The organism is Sulfitobacter sp. HNIBRBA3233, from assembly GCF_040149665.1.
Taxonomy (GTDB): domain Bacteria; phylum Pseudomonadota; class Alphaproteobacteria; order Rhodobacterales; family Rhodobacteraceae; genus Sulfitobacter; species Sulfitobacter marinivivus.
This window is the reverse complement of record NZ_JBEFLP010000001.1, coordinates 44,657-60,749: the sequence shown is the minus strand read 5'-3', so window position 1 is coordinate 60,749 and position 16,093 is coordinate 44,657. Positions and strand designations below refer to the sequence as shown.

The following is a 16,093-nucleotide window of genomic DNA, read 5'->3' as shown; positions in this document are numbered from 1 at the left end:
AAAACCCCCGCCCGAAAGGACAGGGGTGTGCCGGTCTGACCAGATGATGTGCATGGGGGTCAGGCGACGTCGCTGAGCACCCGTGCGAGTTCGAACAGACGGCGGCGCTGGTTTTCGGGGATCGCGTAGTAGGACCGCACCAGATCCATCGCTTCCTTGTCCGCGATCAGGTCTTCGGGCAGGTTGTCCGATTTCGGCGCCACACCGGCGTCGCCGGCATTCACCCCATCGAAGAAGAAAGAGACAGGTACGCCAAGCGCCTCGGAGATATCCCAGAGCCGGGATGCGCTGACGCGGTTCGCGCCAGTCTCGTATTTCTGGATCTGCTGGAACTTGATGCCGACAAGCTCTGCCAGTTTCTGCTGGGTCATACCGATAAGCCAGCGGCGCTGACGTATCTTCTTACCAACATGGGTATCAACGATATGGGGCATTCGTACTTCACTTTCACTTTCAAAAATAGGCGGCCAGCCTCGGCTGGTGTTTGCATGTCCAGCTCTGCTTGCCACGCCTCCACCCCAATTCCTTTCGTAGATAATATACCATGCACCTTCATCAATGTGTTAATTTTGTGAGAAAATCGGCAGCAGCCCGAAAAAATACTAAAATCCGGGAACCAGACGCCATGATCGGGCGTTGTTTTATCCGCATATCCAAGCGGGAAAGCGTCCGCTTTTTCCCGGCATCACACAGATTATCAATAAAATTTCCCGCCAATCGCGAATCCGGACTTCGTGCGTTTTCGTCGCGCCTGCGCCTCTGGCGCCAACGCCCGCTGGCCCACCGGCAATAGGCGAAAAACCGCCGATAGGGTTTTAGCGCGGATCCGTCTCTACCCAGACGTGAACGCCTCCCCCAGCAAATCTACCATACGGGTTTCGAACGCGGCGAGCTCACCGGCGCGCCTGTAGAGGTTGATGTACTGCACCGGCAAATCGGGCAATGTGCCGTCGTGTTCGATCCGGGCCAGATGCGGCGGCTGCGTCCCCTCGATCATCGCGTGCACCGCAAGGTCGGCCCCCACGGTCGCGTGGATCGTGCTGTCGTTATCCGCTTCGGCCGCGACCTGCCAAGCGATCCCTTCCGCATCCAGAGCACCGATCACCGAGGACCGGAAAAGGCACATGCGCCAGAACGCGATGTTGAGCGGCCTCTGGCGCCACGCCGCGCCACCCGGTGCCCCGACCCAGTCGAGCGGACGCTTGGCCAGCGTTCGCCCGCCGTTGCCGATGTCGGTTTCCGTCGTCAGGATGATGTCACACTCGCCCCGGCCGAACATCTCCTGCAGGACGCGGGTGTGGCTGCTTTCCAGAACCACCCGAACTCCCGGGAATGCCGCGTTGAACTGCCTCAGAACGCGCGGAATAGCGGGATAGACGATATCATGCGGAACCCCCAGACGAAGCGTGCCGCTATGGCTGCGGGTGGACAGGTGAGTGATCGCCTCGTCGTTCAGCGCAATCATCCGCCGCGCGTAGGCCAACAGCTGCTCTCCCGACGTGGTCAACGCGATCGTGCGACCGCTGCGGTCGAGCAGTTCCGCGTCCAGAACGTTTTCCAACCGCTTGAGCTGCATCGACACCGCCGACTGTGTCAGATGCAGGAAACGCGCCGCGCGGGTCACACCGCCTGTTTCGGCGACAGCGACGAAAGAGCGCAGGGTCGCAAGATCAAGATTCCGCATTCATCAAAACCCGTGATTTCTTTCGCAATATACATTCGATTTGATTATGTTTTGACCGGTGCCAGAGATCAATCGGACGCATGCATCCGGTCGAAAATATGACGGATGTCTGAGGGCCTGCCACGGCACATGCGTCGAAACGGCTTGTTTTCAAAGAAATAAACCACATCATGGACAGTGATCAGGCATCGCTTGCCCGCAGCAGATGCACCGTGGCCGCTCTGCGCCGCGATTGCAGTCGAGGCGTCCAATCGGCCCCGGAACAGCCCCGAAAACAGGCAAAGCGGACTATGCGGGCCCCACCCGTCCATTCGCGGTGCCAGCACCGGGGCGAAACCACACCGAAGAGGCTTGAAAAGACAGGGGTCTCTTCCGATATACTAGGCGAAGCCGCAGTGCGTTCCGCCTGCGGTCCAGCTTTAGGGAGAACTAGATGGCAGACGTGAATACAATCCGGACGCGTGCCGGAAGCCGCACAGCCGCGATTGATGAGGGCCTGCGCGCACATATGAGCAAAGTCTACGGCACGATGTCCGTAGGCATGTTGATTACCTTCGCCGCCGCCTGGGCGATTTCCGGTCTTGCAGTGACATCGGATCCTGCTGCCGCATCGGTACAGCTGCGTGAAGGGCAATATCTGACGTCCCTCGGTTACGCGATCTACGCGTCGCCGCTGAAGTGGGTCATCATGTTCGCACCTCTCGCGTTCGTCTTCGGCTTCGGTGCCGCGATCAACCGCATGTCGGCGGCCACTGCGCAGGTCGTATTCTACGCCTTCGCGCTGGTCATGGGCCTGTCCATCAGCTCGATCTTCCTGGTCTATACCGGTTTCTCGATCGTGCAGGTGTTCCTGATCACCTCCATCGCCTTCGCGGGCCTCTCGCTCTGGGGCTACACCACGAAGAAGGATATCTCCGCATGGGGCAGCTTCCTGATCATGGGTGTGATCGGGCTGATCATCGCCTCCATCGTGAGCATCTTCTTCCCCAACCCCGCCTTGACCTTCGCGATCTCGGCGATCGGTGTTCTGATCTTCGCGGGCCTGACCGCCTACGACACGCAGCAGATCAAGACAGAGTATATCGCCCATGCGCAGCACGGTGACAGCGAATGGCTGGGCAAGGCTGCCATCATGGGCGCCCTGCGGCTCTACCTGGACTTCATCAACATGTTCATGTTCCTGCTGCAGCTGCTTGGCAATCGCGAGTAACCTCGCAGCGGAGTAAAGACAGCCAAAGCCGCCCCTCACCGGGCGGCTTTTTTCGTTAATCCACAGAAGGTACCCAGATGCTCGAACTCAGACCGAATTGTGAAAGCTGTGACCGCGATCTGCCCCCTGACAGCGATCTTGCGCGTATCTGCAGCTATGAATGCACCTTCTGCGCCGATTGCGTGGCGCAGGTCCTGCACAATGTCTGCCCCAATTGCGGCGGCGGCTTCGCCCCGCGCCCGATCCGCCCCAGGACCGCCCACCGCCCGACCACCGGCCTCGGCCACGATCCCGCTGGCACAAGGCGGCGCAGCCTCAGATGGAGCGCCGATCAGATCGCGGCATTCAGCGCACAGCTGCGCGAGGTGCCCCCGGAGCATCGCTGACCCCGCCAGCAAGGGCGCCCCCCGCCCGCCGCGCCCTTCTCCATTTTGCCCTTAAACTCATATCCGCCATCGCCACCAGAACCACGGCCGGCGTCCGGCACCACATCCCCCAAAAAGCAAAAAGCCGCGCAGAGCTGCGCGGCTTTTCAAAACTCCGGTCGAAAGGCGATCTTACTTGATCTTGCCTTCCTTGTATTCCACGTGCTTGCGCGCGACGGGGTCGTATTTCTTGATGACCATTTTCTCGGTCATGGTACGCGCGTTTTTCTTTGTGACGTAGAAGTGGCCTGTGCCCGCGGACGAGTTCAGACGGATCTTGATCGTGGTTGGCTTTGCCATCTTATCTTCTCCTGTGCGGCGGCGGCCCGATGTGGCACACACGCCCGAAATCCTTTGAAGCTGCGTTCTACCGCTGCCAAGGGCCGAGTCAACCCCTGTCGGCGCCCGCAAAGGCGCAAGCCGTGCGAAATTTACGGTTTCGCCCCCCGAACCCGCGCAAAACCACGCCCTTCGGGCGTGAAGCGTGCGGAAAGCCTGTAAGCCGGATTCTGTCCAAAAGGCCCGAAGACCTCTCTGGATGGTCATTCATCTTGGCCCGCCGTTACCGACGCGCCTCTAGCTGCCAACCCGGACCTGCTGGGGCGAAAGCGGCCCCGCCCTTAGCCCGAAGGCATCGGGCGCGCGGTCCCTATTTGGCATTGCTCCCGGTGGGGCTTGCCCTGCCGCCCCTGTTGCCAGCGGCGCGGTGGGCTCTTACCCCACCGTTTCACCCTTACCCCTGGCCGGTTTCACTCACGTGACCTGTTCCACGGGCGGTTTCATTTCTGTGGCGCTCTCCGTCGGGTTACCCCGCCCGGGCGTTACCCGGCACCGTCTCTTCCTGGAGTCCGGACTTTCCTCCGCGCCTGCGGTTGCCCGCAAGAACGCAGCGACCATCCAGCCTTCCGCACAGGGCATCGCCTATGCCGCGGGCCGCGCGCGGTCAATGGGCAAGGCGTCTAAAACCGGTAGTCATCCACCGTCAGCGGGCCACGGCGCCAGGGCGCACGCCTGAGCCGGACAGCGGCAAGCAGGACATCGAAGGCGACATCGGCGGTATAGCCCGCCTCCCGCGCCGCGGCGCGGAAACTGTCCTCTCCGATCTCCTGCGGTGCGACGGATTTCGCGGGCGCCGCAAGCCCGCAGCGTTCGAGCCGCCCCCAGTCAAACCGCGGGCCGGGATCCACCTTGCGGCCCGGCGCCATATCGGAATGGCCGATGACGCCACCGGCGGGAATATCCCACCGCGCCATCACACCGCCCAGAAGCGCGCAAAGCGCATCCATCTGCGCGGCGGGAAAAGGGTGCGTGCCGCGATTGTCAAGCTCGATCCCGATGGAGCGGGAATTCACATCCCCCGCGCCGCACCAGTGGCCCGCACCCGCGTGCCACGCGCGCTGCGCTTCGTCCACAAGGCGGACCACCTTGCCGGACAGGGTGATGAGGTAATGCGCCGAAACCTCGGCCTGCTGATCGCACAGGCGATCCAGCGCCGCTTCGGCGCTTTCCATGGCGGTATAGTGGATGACCACGAGTTCGGGCTGCAACCCATCGCGCCGTGCGCCGCAGTTGGGCGACGGCCGTTCTTCGATCCCGATCAAATCAGCCGTTCACGTTGCGGTAGATCGTCGGATCCCATGTGCAGGCATAGCCGTCGCCGTCGGGGTCCATCCCCTTGGGGTCACGCTCGGGCCCGCCCGCTTCGAGAAAGGCGATCTGCGCCTGGTCCTGGTGCCGGTACTGACCGCAGTTGCGATTGTATTTGCCCGACGCATTCAGGCTGAACCGGCTGTAGAGCTTCGTGCCGACCGGATGCGATGTTTGCAGAGCGTAGGCCACGATATTGGGGCCTGCACTGGTCCGCTCGGGCAAGGCAGTGGGCGGGATCACCGTATATTGCGCACGGTTCGCGGCGACGCGCGCGGCATCGGCGTCGATGCTGCGCTGGCTCGACACCGCGTCGAAGTTGTTCTCGCGGCTGATGCCTGTGTTGCTGTCGACCACAGCAGGGGGCGGGTTTCCGGGGGCGGCCTCTACCGGTGGAACGCCGGAGTTCAGCGCCGCCGCGCGGGCGGATGCGTCCTGATTGGCGGTGCGCGCCAGAATGGCGGAGGTTTCAGCCGCTGTCGCCTCGGCGGAGCCGGGCGCCGGCAGGGGCTGTGCGCTTACGCCCGGCGCGGGCGGCACACCGGTCCCGGCCAGTGCCGCGTCACGGTTCGCGCGCTGCGCATCAAAGGTCTGGTCAAAGCCCACGCCAAAACGGGTGTCATCGGGTGGCGCCGGTTGGCAGGCGCTCAACAGGGCAACAGCGCACAAACCCGCGAAAGAACGATACATCATCTATACTGCCTGCAATTCATGTCACGATCGCGGGGTTTTACCACCATTTCTCGGGCTTGGCCACAAACCCCGCCGCGCGTTCCAGCGCATAGGCGGAAGACAGCAGATCGGCCTCTTCCCACGGGCGGCCGATCAGTTGCAGACCCAATGGCAGCCCCTTGGAATCCTGCCCCGTGGGCACCGCGATACCGGGCAGCCCGGCAAGGTTGACCGTCACCGTGAACACATCGTTGAGATACATCTGGATCGGGTCCGCATCGACCATCTCGCCCAGAGCGAAAGCCGCCGAGGGGGTGGCCGGTGTCAGGATGCTGTCGATCCCGTCGGCGAAAACATCGTCGAAGTCTTTCTTGATCAGCGTGCGCACCTTGCGGGCGCGGTTGTAATAGGCATCGTAAAACCCTGCGGAGAGCACATAGGTGCCCACCATCACGCGGCGCTGGACCTCGGCGCCGAAACCTTCGGCGCGGGTTTTTTCGTACATCTCGGTGATGCCGTCGCCCTGATCGATGCGCGCGCGGCGTCCGTAGCGCACGCCGTCGTAGCGCGCGAGGTTCGAGGAGGCCTCGGCCGGGGCGATCACATAGTAGGCGGGCAGCGCGTATTTCGTGTGCGGCAGCGAGATATCCACGATCTCGGCGCCAGCGTCCTTCATCATCGCGATGCCGTCCTGCCACAGCTTTTCGATCTCGTCCGGCATGCCGTCCATGCGGTATTCGCGCGGGATGCCGATCCGCTTGCCGCGGATGTCACCGGTGAGCGCCGCTTCGAAATCCGGGACCGCCAGATCGGCGCTGGTGCTGTCCTTGGGGTCGTGCCCGCACATCGCCTCGAGCATGATGGCGGCGTCGCGGACGGATTTGGTCATCGGTCCGGCCTGATCGAGCGAGGAGGCAAAGGCGACCACGCCCCAGCGCGAACAGCGCCCGTAGGTCGGCTTGATCCCGACAGTGCCGGTGAAGGCGGCGGGCTGGCGAATGGAGCCGCCCGTATCGGTGCCGGTTGCCGCAAGGCACAGATCCGCCGCCACGGCGGATGCGGAGCCGCCCGAAGAGCCGCCGGGTGTGAGTGCCGTATCCTCGTTGCCACGACGCCATGGATTCACGGCGTTGCCGTAGACCGATGTCTCGTTCGACGAGCCCATGGCGAATTCGTCCATGTTGAGCTTGCCCAGCATCACGGCACCGCTGTCCATGAGTTTCTGGCTGACGGTGGATTCGTATTCGGGGCGGAACCCTTCGAGGATGCGGCTTGCCGCCTGGCTCGGGACACCCTTGGTGCAGAAAAGATCCTTGATCCCGATGGGCAGCCCGCACATGGCCGGGGCCTCTTCGCTGCCTTTCAGGCGCTCATCGGCCTGCACCGCGCGCTCCATCGCGATTTCCGGCGTGTGGTGCACGAAGGCGTTGAGCGCGCCCGCGCCCTCGATCGCCTTCAGGCAGGCTTCGGTCAATTCGCGCGACGTGGTGTCGCCGCTGCGCAACGCATCGCGTGCCTCGGCCAGACCCAGTTTGTTCAGTTCCGTCATGTCAATCTGTCCTGTAAAGCTTGGCGCGCGCGCCGATCACTCGACCACTTTGGGCACCGCGAAGAACCCCTCGCGCGCGTCCGGTGCATTCTTGAGCACAGCGTCCTGCTGGTTGCCGTCCGTCACTTCGTCCGTGCGCTTGGTCAGGCGCTGCGGGGTCACCGCTGTCATCGGCTCGACGCCCTCGATATCCACTTCGGCCAGCTGTTCGATAAAGCCCAGGATCGTGTTGAACTCCTGCGCGAGCGCGGGCAGCGCGTCCGGCTCGACCTTGATGCGGGCAAGTTTCGCCACGCGGGCTGCGGTGGTTTCATCAATCGACATGGGCGTCCCCTCTCAGTGCTCTGGATCGTCTACCCCCATGCCACGCGGCCCGCAAGTCGGCAGGCCGCCCCAGCGGCCGCATCGCCGCGAAAACCGCCACCATGGCGTGCAAACGGGCGCCCAGCGCCGCCCCCCGATCCGCGAGAGAGCGCAAAAAACACCCCTCGCCCCCTCGCCACGCGGCTCAACTCGTCTATCCTGTCCCGAGCTTAAGAAACACAGCGCACAGGAGATCCTGCACATGAATATCATCTGGCTTGGCCACGGCTCTTTCCGCATCGAGATCGAGGATCAGGTCGTGCTGGTCGATCCGTGGCTTAACGGCAATCCCATGCTCGACGAAGAGCAGCACACCGCCGCGACCACCGGAGCGACCCATATCCTCGTCACCCACGGGCATTTCGACCACACCGCCGATATCGTCGAGGTGTCGAAAGACACCGGTGCGCCGGTATCGGGCATGGTCGAGCTTGCCCAGCACCTTCACGGGCTCGGCGCGACCGAGGGCCAGGCCTTCAACATGGGCGGGACGATTTCGCTGGGCGACAGCGTGAGCGTCAGCATGGTCCCCGCCAGCCATTCGTCGAGCATCGATGTGGAGGGCGCGAAGCGGTACATGGGCAACGAAAGCGGATTTATCCTGCGCGGCAAGGGCCGCTGTATCTACATTTCGGGCGATACCGGCCTGATGGCAGACATGGCGTGGATCGGCGAATACTACAAACCCGATATCGGCATCCTCTCTGCCGGCGGCCACTTTACCATGGATATGGAAATGGCGGCCTTCGCGGCACGGAAGTATTTCGATTTCCGCGTCGTGATCCCCTGCCACTACCGCACCTTCGGCGCGCTGGAGCAATCGGCAGAAAAGCTGTCGTCGGGCGTGCTGCCGGGCACAACAGTGATCGAGCCGCAGGTGATGCACCCGATCAAGCTCTAGCCGGTCGGCATAATGACGCAGGGCGGGAACATCGCCGCAGGGCCGGCGTTGGCCGGTATGACAAATCCCGCAGATACTCCCGCCCCCTCCCCGCTCACCCTTGCCATATTCGGCGCGGGCGGCGTCACCGGTGACGCTGCCGTCAACATCGCACTGGCGCGCGGGCACCGTGTGTGCGCGCTGGAGCGCGATCTGCCAGACGCGGCGGACCGGCGCCACGGGGCGGAGTATCGCGCCGCCGATGTGCTGTCGGACGATCTGGCACCGCAGCTGCGCGGGGTGGATGCGGTTATCTCCTGCCTCGGCGTCGGCAACGATGCGAAAACGCTGCTCGATCCGCCGCCTCTCTACACCAAAGGCACCTCAGCGATCTGCGATGCGATGGACGGCGTGGGATGCAGGCGGCTGGTGGTCATCTCGGCCAGTTTTGTCGAAGAGAAGAATCGCGGTCCGCTGTGGTTCAAGCTGCCCGCGATGGCGGGGCTGAGCCGGATTTTCGACCAGATGGCACAGATGGAATCGAACCTTCTGGCGCGCGACACCATCGATTGGACCGCCGTGCGCCCCGGCTGGCTGATGGAGGGTGCGCGCACCGACGATTATACCGTGCAGGCCAATGTGATCCCCGAAGGCATGATCCGCACCCGACATGCCGATCTGGCCGCCTTCATGGTGTCGCTCGCGGAAAGCGGAGACTGGCTGCGCCGTACCCCCGCGATCGCCCGCCACGAGGCCGCCGAATGCAGCAGCCCCGAAGCGGTCGCGAAGGCTTTTCTGGGCTAATCGCCCTTCCCGCGCCGCGCCGCGAAGAAATCCTTCAGCAGCGTTGCGGCCTCGGTCTCACCGATTCCATCGAAAACCTCCGGCGCGTGGTGACATTGCGGATGCGCAAAAACGCGCGCGCCCTGCGCCACGCCGCCCGATTTCGGGTCGCCCGCGCCGTAGTAAAGGCGTGCGATGCGGGCCGCGGCGATGGCGCCCGCGCACATCGCGCAGGGCTCCAGCGTGACATAGAGATGCGCGCCGACCAGACGCTCCTGCCCCGATCCCGCACAGGCCGCGCGGATTGCCAGCATTTCGGCGTGGGCCGTCGGATCGGCCAACTCGCGGGTACGGTTGCCTTCGCAGGCCAGAACCTCGCCCGTGGCCGAGACCACCACCGCGCCCACCGGCACCTCGCCGCGGGTGGCGGCATCGCGCGCGGCGTCGAGCGCGCGCGCCATATGAGAGGAAAATCGCATCCCCCTTGATGGCGGCAAACCACGCTCTTTCGCAAGGGGGCGCAGTAGTCTATGGGTCGCGCATGTCACAAACACCCCCTTCCCCGCCGCCCGGCGACCGTATTGCCAAGGTGCTTGCCCGCGCCGGTGTCGCCAGCCGCCGCGATGCGGAGCGCATGATCGCCGATGGCCGCGTCGCGGTGAACGGCAAGATCATCGAAAGCCCCGCGCTGAACGTCACGGAGAGCGATCGCATCAGCGTCGACGGCAAGCCGGTGGGCCCTGCCGATCCTGCGCGGCTGTGGCTGTTCCACAAGCCTGCGGGTCTGGTGACGACAGCCAAGGACGAAAAGGGCCGCGAGACGATTTTCGACGCGCTGCCCGAGGACATGCCGCGCACGATGAGCGTCGGACGGCTCGACCTCAATTCCGAAGGCCTGTTGCTGCTGACCAACGACGGTGCGCTCAAGCGGCATCTGGAACTGCCCTCGACGGGATGGCTGCGGCGCTACCGCGTGCGCGTCAACGGACGGCCCACCGACGAGGTCCTAGAGCCGCTCCGTCAGGGGGTGATCGCGGATGGCGAGCCCTTCCAGCCGATGGAAGTGACGATTGACCGCCAGCAAGGGGCCAATGCGTGGCTTACGGTCGGGCTGCGCGAGGGCCGCAACCGCGAGATTCGCCGCGCGATGGAAGTCGTGGGGCTGAAGGTGAACCGCCTGATCCGCGTCAGCTATGGCCCTTTCCAGCTGGGTGAAATGGCGCAAGGGGCGGTGGAGGAAGTGCGCCGCAAGGTTCTGCGCGATCAGCTTGGCCCTGCCGCCGATACGCTTGTGGGCGATCCTCCGGCCGCGCCGACCGAAGTGCGCCGCGCCCCCAAGCGCCGCCCGCCCCGCAAGGGACAATACGGCGGCCCCGGACAGCCCGGACTGCCCCGCCCCAAGACCGATGACGACGACGCGCCCTCCAAACGCCGGGGCGCCGGGAAAAAGCCGACAGGCAGCAAACCCGCCGGCGGGCGGCGCGAAAAACCGGCAGGCGGCAAACCCGCGGGCGCGCGGCGCCCCAAGTCGCCCCCGCGCAGCCGAAAGACCTGATCGGGGCGCAATAAACGGGGGAAAACAGCCCGCGCATTCCCGCCGGGGAGACTGGTAAGCCCCTCGGGATTGCTTATCTAGAGAGGGGAAAGAGGGTATCGTGGGCAGATTGCTGTTAATCTTGGTCTTTGTTGGCGTGATCGTTGCCTTTGCGGCGATTATCGGGTCATTCTTGGCGCGGACGACGGCATCGGCCCGGCGCGCGCATCGAAAGAACGCGGAGGAGAATATCTTGGCCCCGACACAGTTGCAGAAGATCGCCTATGTCGCATTGCTTGTGCTTTTGACGGGCGTGTCCGCCGGTTGGCTCGGGGGGCTCTGAGCCGATGGCGCAACGTTTTGGCGGCAAATACAGCCCCGGTGGGCCCGGCGTGCCGCGCGCCACGCCTTCGGCACCGCTGCGCACCGATCCGGTGGGCGCGCGGGCCAACCTGCTGTTCATTCCCCCTGTCATTCTTCTGGCCACCACCCTGACCGGCGGTGCGACGGCACTCGGGCTCGGGCTTGTCGGGTCGGGTGCGCTTGCCCTGGGCGCATGGCTTTTGCGCGACGGGATGCGGGCCGAGGCAGCCTTTGCCGAGCGCAAGGTGGCCCGCCGCCCCGCGATTCCGCGCAAGATTTTCGCCGCAGCCCTTGCGGGGATCGGTGCCGCCTTGGGTGTGGCGGCCCATGCCATTACCCTCGAGCCGCTCAGCCCGGTGATCTACGGGCTGGCCGCCGCAGCACTGCATGTGGCAGCCTTTGGCATCGACCCGCTGCGCCACAAGGGGCTGGACGGTGTCGACACCTTCCAGCAGGACCGCGTGGCGCGCGTCGTCGACGAGGCCGAACTGCATCTGACCACCATGCGCGAGACCATCGCGCGTGCCCGTGACCGGCAGGCGGAAGAGCGGCTCGATGCGTTCATCGGCACCGCGCGCAACCTGATCCGCACGGTCGAGGAAGACCCACGCGATCTGACCGGCGCGCGCAAGTATCTGGGCGTCTACCTGCAGGGCGCGCGCGATGCGACGGCCAAGTTCGCCGACATCTACAGCCGCAGCCGCGACCCGCAGGCAAAGGCCGATTATCTTGCGCTTCTGGACGACCTCGACCAGAATTTCGCCGCGCGCAATGCCAAGTCGCTGCTGGAAGACCGCAGCGACCTGACCGTGGAAATCGACGTTCTGCGCGAACGACTTGCCCGCGAGGGCGTTCGTCTGGAGCGGAGCACAGACAGCTAATCAACAGGAAACCAGCCCATGTCCAACGAAACACGAGAAAAGGCCACGCAGACTTTGGCCATGGTGGATGAAGTCAACGCGATCGTGCTGCCCGAACCCAAGGAGGCGGGTGCCGTGGTGCCGCTGTCAAAGGCAAGCCCCGCCGAGGGCGCCGAGATCCGTGCGCGCATGGAAGAGATCGATATCGCCGACACGCAGTCCATCATCTCCTTCGGTTCGGCGGCGCAGGCCGAGTTGCAGGAAATCAGCCAGTCGATGCTGGCGGACGTGCGCAACAAGGACGTAGGCCCCGCCGGCGACAGCCTGCGCGGGATCGTCAGCACGATCCGCGGTTTCTCGGTCTCGGAACTGGACGTGCGCCGCGAACGGTCCTGGTGGGAAAAACTGCTGGGCCGCGCCGCGCCCTTCGCCAAATTCACCGCCCAGTTCGAGAAGGTTCAGGCCCAGATCGACCGCATCACCGACGATCTGCTGAGCCACGAGCATACGCTGCTCAAGGACATCAAGTCGCTCGACATGCTCTACGAAAAGACGCTTCAGTTCTATGACGAACTGGCGCTCTACATCGCCGCGGGCGAAGCCAAGCTCGAAGAGCTGGACGCGACTGTGATCCCCGCCAAGGCCAAGGAGGTCGAGGACGCCCCGGAAGAGCAGGCGGTGATGAAGGCGCAGGAATTGCGCGACATGCGGGCCGCACGCGACGATCTAGAGCGCCGTGTCCACGATCTGAAGCTGACACGTCAAGTCACCATGCAGTCGCTGCCCTCGATCCGGCTGGTGCAGGAAAACGACAAGAGCCTCGTGACCAAGATCAACTCGACCCTCGTCAACACCGTACCGCTGTGGGAAACCCAGCTGGCACAGGCGGTGACGATCCAGCGGTCGGCAGAGGCCGCGGCGGCCGTGCGCGAAGCCAACGATCTGACCAACGAATTGCTGACCTCGAATGCGAAGAACCTGCGCGACAGCAACAAGATGATCCGTCAGGAGATGGAGCGCGGCGTCTTCGACATCGAAGCGGTCAAACAGGCCAACGCCGATCTGATCGGCACCATCGAGGAAAGCCTGCAAATCGCCGACGAAGGCAAGGCCAAGCGCGCTGCGGCGGAAAAGGACCTCAAGGAAATGGAAGCCAAGCTGCGCGACACGCTGGCCTCCGCCAAGTCCCACAAGACCGGCCTCGGCGAGAACGCTGGCGGCAGCGTTCCGCGCTGATCATGGGACGCGGGGCACGTATCAGACATGTACTGGGCGCGCTGTGCCTGTCGGCACTGGCGTCCGGCTGCACCGACCTCATGCCGCCCGATCCGGTCCTCAAACCGGTCGCGCGCCCTGACAAGCCCGCGCCCGAGGTGCCGGTGGAGGTCGCGCGCCCCACATCCCCCGAAAGCGCCGCGCTGCGCAGCTATCTGAACGAAGTGCAGCGCGCCCAGATGGGACAGGGCCTGCTGCGCCGCGACGGCGGCGGGTCAGACACGCCATTTACCGCGACGATGCTGGCCCGAAATTTCGAGCAGATCGCTTTTTTCAACGAATACGACGGAAACTTTGCCGGTCGGGGCGGTGCAAGCCCGTTGCGCCGATGGGCCGGTCCGGTGCGGATGCAGATCATCTTTGGCGACGGTGTGCCGCCCTCGCAAGTGCGCAGCGACACGGCAGCGATCCGCAATTACGCGGCCCGGCTTGACCGGGTAACGGGCCACCCCGTGGCCATCGCCGCGCGCCCGAATTTCATCGTCATCGTCGCCGGCGAGGACGACCGCGCCGATGCGTTGGCCGAAGCGGCGGCGCGGGTGCCGGGGATCTCCTCCGCGAGCCTTGGTCCGTTGACCAACATGCGGCGCGATACCTACTGTGTTGTTGCGGCCTATGCCGCCGGTGTGGGGGCGAACACCTATACCGCCGCCTTGGCCGTGATCCGCGCGGAAAACCCCGATCTGCTGCGCCTGTCGTGCATTCACGAGGAACTGGCGCAGGGCATGGGCCTTGCCAATGACAGCCCCACAGCGCGGCCCTCGATCTTCAACGACGACGACGAGTTCGCGCTTCTGACCCGCCACGACGAGCTGCTCTTGCGGATGCTCTACGACCCGCGCCTGTCGCCGGGGATGAGCGCCGCCGAAGCGCGCCCCATCGTGCAGACCATCGCGACCGAGCTGACCGAAGCAGGGCCCGTCTAGGCGCATTTTCTTGATCCCGCCGGCGCGCCTGCACTAGGCTGCCCGCACCGCTTGCAAAGGACCACACCCATGAGCATCTTCGACTTTCTCTCAGGTGAATTCATCGACGTCATTCACTGGACGGACGATACCCGCGACACGCTGGTCTGGCGGTTCGAACGGCACGGTCACGCGATCAAATACGGCGCCAAGCTGACGGTGCGCGAGGGGCAGGCAGCGGTGTTCGTGCACGAAGGCCAGCTCGCGGACGTCTTCACCCCCGGTCTTTACATGCTTGAAACCAACAACATGCCGATCCTGACGACGCTTCAGCATTGGGATCACGGTTTCAAGAGCCCGTTCAAATCCGAAGTCTATTTCGTCTCCACCACACGGTTCAGCAATCTCAAATGGGGCACGAAAAATCCCGTCATCGTGCGCGATCCCGAATTCGGCCCCGTGCGCCTGCGCGCCTTCGGCACCTACAGCGTGCGCGTGACCGACCCGGCGGTTTTCCTGCGCGAGATCGTGGGCACGGACGGCGAATTCACCATGGACGAGATCAGCTTCCAGATCCGCAACATCATCGTGCAGGAATTCTCGCGCACCATCGCGCGGGCGCAGATCCCCGTGCTGGACATGGCTGCAAACACCCGTGAACTGGGCCAGCTTGTCGGGCGCGAGATCGAGGCGACGCTGGCCGAATACGGCCTCGCCCTACCCGAGCTTTACATCGAGAACATCTCGCTGCCACCGGCTGTCGAAGAGGTGATGGACAAGCGGACATCCATGGGGGTGATCGGCAATCTGCACGAATACACCCAGTTCCAGACTGCCGAAGTGCTTGGCCGTGACGGTGCCGCATCGGCCGCGATCCAGACCGGTCTTGGCGCGGGTCTGGGGATGCAGATGGGCGCGCAGGCCGCAGCCGCCGGTCCATGGGGTGCCGCCCCCGCCGCGCGGGCAGCAACGCCCCCGCCGCCACCGGTCGAACACGTCTGGCACATCGCAGAAGGCGGCGAGACGAAAGGCCCGTTCTCCAAGGCCCGGATGGGCCGCATGGCCGCCGAGGGCGGGCTGACCCGTGAAACCTATGTCTGGACGCCCGGCCAGGACGGCTGGCTGCGGGCCGAGGACGTGGCCGAGCTGGCACAGCTCTTTACCGTGCTGCCACCGCCGCCGCCCGGGGCGTAACCCCGCGCGGGCGGCCTCCGGGCTGGCAGCAGGGGCGAGGCTTGCGCGGATCCCGCGCTACCGGCCCTTGCTTGCACACGCCGCGCTGCATCGCGGTCGATTGAAACTCTGCCCCCCGTCGCTACGTGATCGGTCATATGAAACGCTTGGCCAGATATCTGCCCCCACGTCGTGTGGCGCTGAAATGGATGCACGGGCTGATGATCCCGCTGTTCATCTGGTTTCTTCTGGTCACGCCCGATGTGGTGGTGCCGATGGGGCGCGGGTGGTTCGCGCTGCATTCCAACCTCGCGCTGATTTTCGTGTCCCTGTGCCTGTTGTGGACCGCCGACCTGATGCGCCGTGGACTGGCCTCGCGGCCCGGCCCGAAACTGCGCGGTATAGCGCGGGCGATCCATCGCCCGTTGCACCTGACAATCATCTGGGGGCTGTTCCTTGTGGCGTTGGGCGGGTTCCTTCTGGGGCTGACCTCGGCGACGCAGTTGCGCGCGGGCATGTGGCTGCCGATCGCACCGCCGATGGGGTGGGACCGGGCGAACGACATCATCGGCACCCTGCATATCTACCAGTTCTACCTTCTGGGTGTGGTCATCGCATTTCACGCCGCATTTCACATCTGGCGGCACATCAGGCTGCGTGACAACGCGCTCAGGATCATGGCGCCGAAAGTCCTGCACCGGTTTCTCTGAGCACACCTTGACCCTGTGCGCGCAAGCGCCATTGTAGAGGCCCAGACCGATCGAGAGGCC

19 protein-coding genes and 1 other RNA gene are annotated in these 16,093 nt (G+C 64.5%); 11 read left to right on the top strand and 9 right to left on the bottom strand.

Translation table 11 applies throughout. The features are described from left to right. Nucleotides 1-59 precede the first annotated feature (59 nt). Together ABMC89_RS00295 and ABMC89_RS00290 are read right to left on the bottom strand one after the other, a co-directional pair. Entirely contained in the window at nucleotides 60-434 is a 375-nt protein-coding gene (locus ABMC89_RS00295; RefSeq protein WP_349564019.1) for a helix-turn-helix domain-containing protein, read from the bottom strand. Between the two features lie 398 nt (nucleotides 435-832). Then, the gene (locus ABMC89_RS00290) at nucleotides 833-1,684 is read right to left on the bottom strand and encodes a LysR family transcriptional regulator (RefSeq protein WP_349564017.1); all 852 of its coding nucleotides are present in this window, start codon (nucleotides 1,682-1,684) and stop codon (nucleotides 833-835) included. A 433-nt stretch (nucleotides 1,685-2,117) separates the two neighbouring features. Between ABMC89_RS00290 and ABMC89_RS00285 the strand changes: the two genes are divergently transcribed. Beyond that, on the top strand, nucleotides 2,118-2,894 hold the full coding sequence (locus ABMC89_RS00285; RefSeq protein ID WP_349564015.1) for a Bax inhibitor-1/YccA family protein: 777 nt from the start codon (nucleotides 2,118-2,120) through the stop codon (nucleotides 2,892-2,894). A 77-nt stretch (nucleotides 2,895-2,971) separates the two neighbouring features. Continuing rightward, the gene (locus ABMC89_RS00280; protein WP_349564013.1) at nucleotides 2,972-3,280 is read left to right on the top strand and encodes a DUF1272 domain-containing protein; all 309 of its coding nucleotides are present in this window, start codon (nucleotides 2,972-2,974) and stop codon (nucleotides 3,278-3,280) included. Between the two features lie 171 nt (nucleotides 3,281-3,451). Here ABMC89_RS00280 and rpmG read toward each other — a convergent pair whose 3' ends face one another. From rpmG to gatC, 6 genes are all read right to left on the bottom strand, one after another. Continuing rightward, nucleotides 3,452-3,619 carry a 50S ribosomal protein L33 gene (gene rpmG / locus ABMC89_RS00275; protein WP_007119221.1) on the bottom strand — a complete coding sequence of 56 codons (168 nt, stop codon included), beginning with the start codon at nucleotides 3,617-3,619 and terminating at the stop codon, nucleotides 3,452-3,454. A 182-nt stretch (nucleotides 3,620-3,801) separates the two neighbouring features. Then, an RNA gene (rnpB, locus tag ABMC89_RS00270) (RNase P RNA component class A) lies at nucleotides 3,802-4,228 on the bottom strand. A gap of 50 nt (nucleotides 4,229-4,278) precedes the next feature. After that, on the bottom strand, nucleotides 4,279-4,911 hold the full coding sequence (locus ABMC89_RS00265; protein ID WP_349568474.1) for an N-acetylmuramoyl-L-alanine amidase: 633 nt from the start codon (nucleotides 4,909-4,911) through the stop codon (nucleotides 4,279-4,281). Between the two features lie 10 nt (nucleotides 4,912-4,921). Next, the gene (locus ABMC89_RS00260; RefSeq protein WP_349564011.1) at nucleotides 4,922-5,659 is read right to left on the bottom strand and encodes a hypothetical protein; all 738 of its coding nucleotides are present in this window, start codon (nucleotides 5,657-5,659) and stop codon (nucleotides 4,922-4,924) included. Nucleotides 5,660-5,696: 37 nt separating this feature from the next. After that, nucleotides 5,697-7,187, bottom strand: a complete 1,491-nt coding sequence (gene gatA / locus ABMC89_RS00255; protein ID WP_349564009.1) for an Asp-tRNA(Asn)/Glu-tRNA(Gln) amidotransferase subunit GatA — start codon at nucleotides 7,185-7,187, stop codon at nucleotides 5,697-5,699. A gap of 36 nt (nucleotides 7,188-7,223) precedes the next feature. Beyond that, nucleotides 7,224-7,511 (bottom strand): Asp-tRNA(Asn)/Glu-tRNA(Gln) amidotransferase subunit GatC, encoded by a 288-nt coding sequence (gene gatC, locus ABMC89_RS00250; RefSeq protein WP_349564007.1) that lies wholly within the window; start codon nucleotides 7,509-7,511, stop codon nucleotides 7,224-7,226. 241 nt (nucleotides 7,512-7,752) lie between these two features. Here gatC and ABMC89_RS00245 point away from each other — a divergent pair, with 241 nt between their 5' ends. Both ABMC89_RS00245 and ABMC89_RS00240 read left to right on the top strand, forming a co-directional pair. Then, nucleotides 7,753-8,451 carry a metal-dependent hydrolase gene (locus ABMC89_RS00245; protein WP_349564005.1) on the top strand — a complete coding sequence of 233 codons (699 nt, stop codon included), beginning with the start codon at nucleotides 7,753-7,755 and terminating at the stop codon, nucleotides 8,449-8,451. Nucleotides 8,452-8,508: 57 nt separating this feature from the next. Beyond that, nucleotides 8,509-9,234: an NAD(P)-dependent oxidoreductase gene (locus ABMC89_RS00240; RefSeq protein ID WP_349564003.1), complete on the top strand. Its 726-nt coding sequence runs from the start codon at nucleotides 8,509-8,511 to the stop codon at nucleotides 9,232-9,234. Here ABMC89_RS00240 and ABMC89_RS00235 read toward each other — a convergent pair. After that, a complete protein-coding gene (locus ABMC89_RS00235) occupies nucleotides 9,231-9,692 on the bottom strand; it encodes a nucleoside deaminase (protein ID WP_349564001.1) in 462 nt (153 codons plus the stop codon). The two genes, ABMC89_RS00240 and ABMC89_RS00235, sit on opposite strands and share 4 nt — an antisense overlap. A 62-nt stretch (nucleotides 9,693-9,754) precedes the next feature. Here ABMC89_RS00235 and ABMC89_RS00230 point away from each other — a divergent pair, with 62 nt between their 5' ends. The 7 genes from ABMC89_RS00230 to ABMC89_RS00200 all read left to right on the top strand — a co-directional run bounded on the left by ABMC89_RS00230 (nucleotide 9,755) and on the right by ABMC89_RS00200 (nucleotide 16,033). Then, nucleotides 9,755-10,768: a pseudouridine synthase gene (locus ABMC89_RS00230; protein WP_349563999.1), complete on the top strand. Its 1,014-nt coding sequence runs from the start codon at nucleotides 9,755-9,757 to the stop codon at nucleotides 10,766-10,768. A 100-nt stretch (nucleotides 10,769-10,868) separates the two neighbouring features. Beyond that, entirely contained in the window at nucleotides 10,869-11,090 is a 222-nt protein-coding gene (locus ABMC89_RS00225) for a hypothetical protein (protein ID WP_349563997.1), read from the top strand. A 4-nt stretch (nucleotides 11,091-11,094) separates the two neighbouring features. After that, nucleotides 11,095-11,991, top strand: a complete 897-nt coding sequence (locus ABMC89_RS00220) for a 5-bromo-4-chloroindolyl phosphate hydrolysis family protein (RefSeq protein WP_349563995.1) — start codon at nucleotides 11,095-11,097, stop codon at nucleotides 11,989-11,991. A gap of 18 nt (nucleotides 11,992-12,009) precedes the next feature. Then, nucleotides 12,010-13,206, top strand: coding sequence for a toxic anion resistance protein (locus ABMC89_RS00215; RefSeq protein WP_349563993.1), 1,197 nt, complete (start codon nucleotides 12,010-12,012; stop codon nucleotides 13,204-13,206). Nucleotides 13,207-13,208: 2 nt separating this feature from the next. Then, entirely contained in the window at nucleotides 13,209-14,171 is a 963-nt protein-coding gene (locus tag ABMC89_RS00210; RefSeq protein ID WP_349563991.1) for a DUF2927 domain-containing protein, read from the top strand. 69 nt (nucleotides 14,172-14,240) lie between these two features. Then, nucleotides 14,241-15,344, top strand: coding sequence for an SPFH domain-containing protein (locus ABMC89_RS00205; protein ID WP_349563989.1), 1,104 nt, complete (start codon nucleotides 14,241-14,243; stop codon nucleotides 15,342-15,344). Nucleotides 15,345-15,481: 137 nt separating this feature from the next. Then, nucleotides 15,482-16,033 (top strand): cytochrome B, encoded by a 552-nt coding sequence (locus ABMC89_RS00200; protein ID WP_349563987.1) that lies wholly within the window; start codon nucleotides 15,482-15,484, stop codon nucleotides 16,031-16,033. Nucleotides 16,034-16,093: the final 60 nt, after the last annotated feature.

Bases quoted from the DNA above. Each gene is read 5' to 3' on its own strand.
- ABMC89_RS00295 (WP_349564019.1), bottom strand. From the start codon at position 434: ATGCCCCATATCGTTGATACCCATGTTGGTAAGAAGATACGTCAGCGC.
- ABMC89_RS00290 (WP_349564017.1), bottom strand. From the start codon at position 1,684: ATGCGGAATCTTGATCTTGCGACCCTGCGCTCTTTCGTCGCTGTCGCC.
- ABMC89_RS00285 (WP_349564015.1), top strand. From the start codon at position 2,118: ATGGCAGACGTGAATACAATCCGGACGCGTGCCGGAAGCCGCACAGCC.
- ABMC89_RS00280 (WP_349564013.1), top strand. From the start codon at position 2,972: ATGCTCGAACTCAGACCGAATTGTGAAAGCTGTGACCGCGATCTGCCC.
- rpmG (WP_007119221.1), bottom strand. From the start codon at position 3,619: ATGGCAAAGCCAACCACGATCAAGATCCGTCTGAACTCGTCCGCGGGC.
- ABMC89_RS00260 (WP_349564011.1), bottom strand. From the start codon at position 5,659: ATGATGTATCGTTCTTTCGCGGGTTTGTGCGCTGTTGCCCTGTTGAGC.
- gatA (WP_349564009.1), bottom strand. From the start codon at position 7,187: ATGACGGAACTGAACAAACTGGGTCTGGCCGAGGCACGCGATGCGTTG.
- gatC (WP_349564007.1), bottom strand. From the start codon at position 7,511: ATGTCGATTGATGAAACCACCGCAGCCCGCGTGGCGAAACTTGCCCGC.
- ABMC89_RS00245 (WP_349564005.1), top strand. From the start codon at position 7,753: ATGAATATCATCTGGCTTGGCCACGGCTCTTTCCGCATCGAGATCGAG.
- ABMC89_RS00240 (WP_349564003.1), top strand. From the start codon at position 8,509: ATGACAAATCCCGCAGATACTCCCGCCCCCTCCCCGCTCACCCTTGCC.
- ABMC89_RS00235 (WP_349564001.1), bottom strand. From the start codon at position 9,692: ATGCGATTTTCCTCTCATATGGCGCGCGCGCTCGACGCCGCGCGCGAT.
- ABMC89_RS00230 (WP_349563999.1), top strand. From the start codon at position 9,755: ATGTCACAAACACCCCCTTCCCCGCCGCCCGGCGACCGTATTGCCAAG.
- ABMC89_RS00220 (WP_349563995.1), top strand. From the start codon at position 11,095: ATGGCGCAACGTTTTGGCGGCAAATACAGCCCCGGTGGGCCCGGCGTG.
- ABMC89_RS00215 (WP_349563993.1), top strand. From the start codon at position 12,010: ATGTCCAACGAAACACGAGAAAAGGCCACGCAGACTTTGGCCATGGTG.
- ABMC89_RS00210 (WP_349563991.1), top strand. From the start codon at position 13,209: ATGGGACGCGGGGCACGTATCAGACATGTACTGGGCGCGCTGTGCCTG.
- ABMC89_RS00205 (WP_349563989.1), top strand. From the start codon at position 14,241: ATGAGCATCTTCGACTTTCTCTCAGGTGAATTCATCGACGTCATTCAC.
- ABMC89_RS00200 (WP_349563987.1), top strand. From the start codon at position 15,482: ATGAAACGCTTGGCCAGATATCTGCCCCCACGTCGTGTGGCGCTGAAA.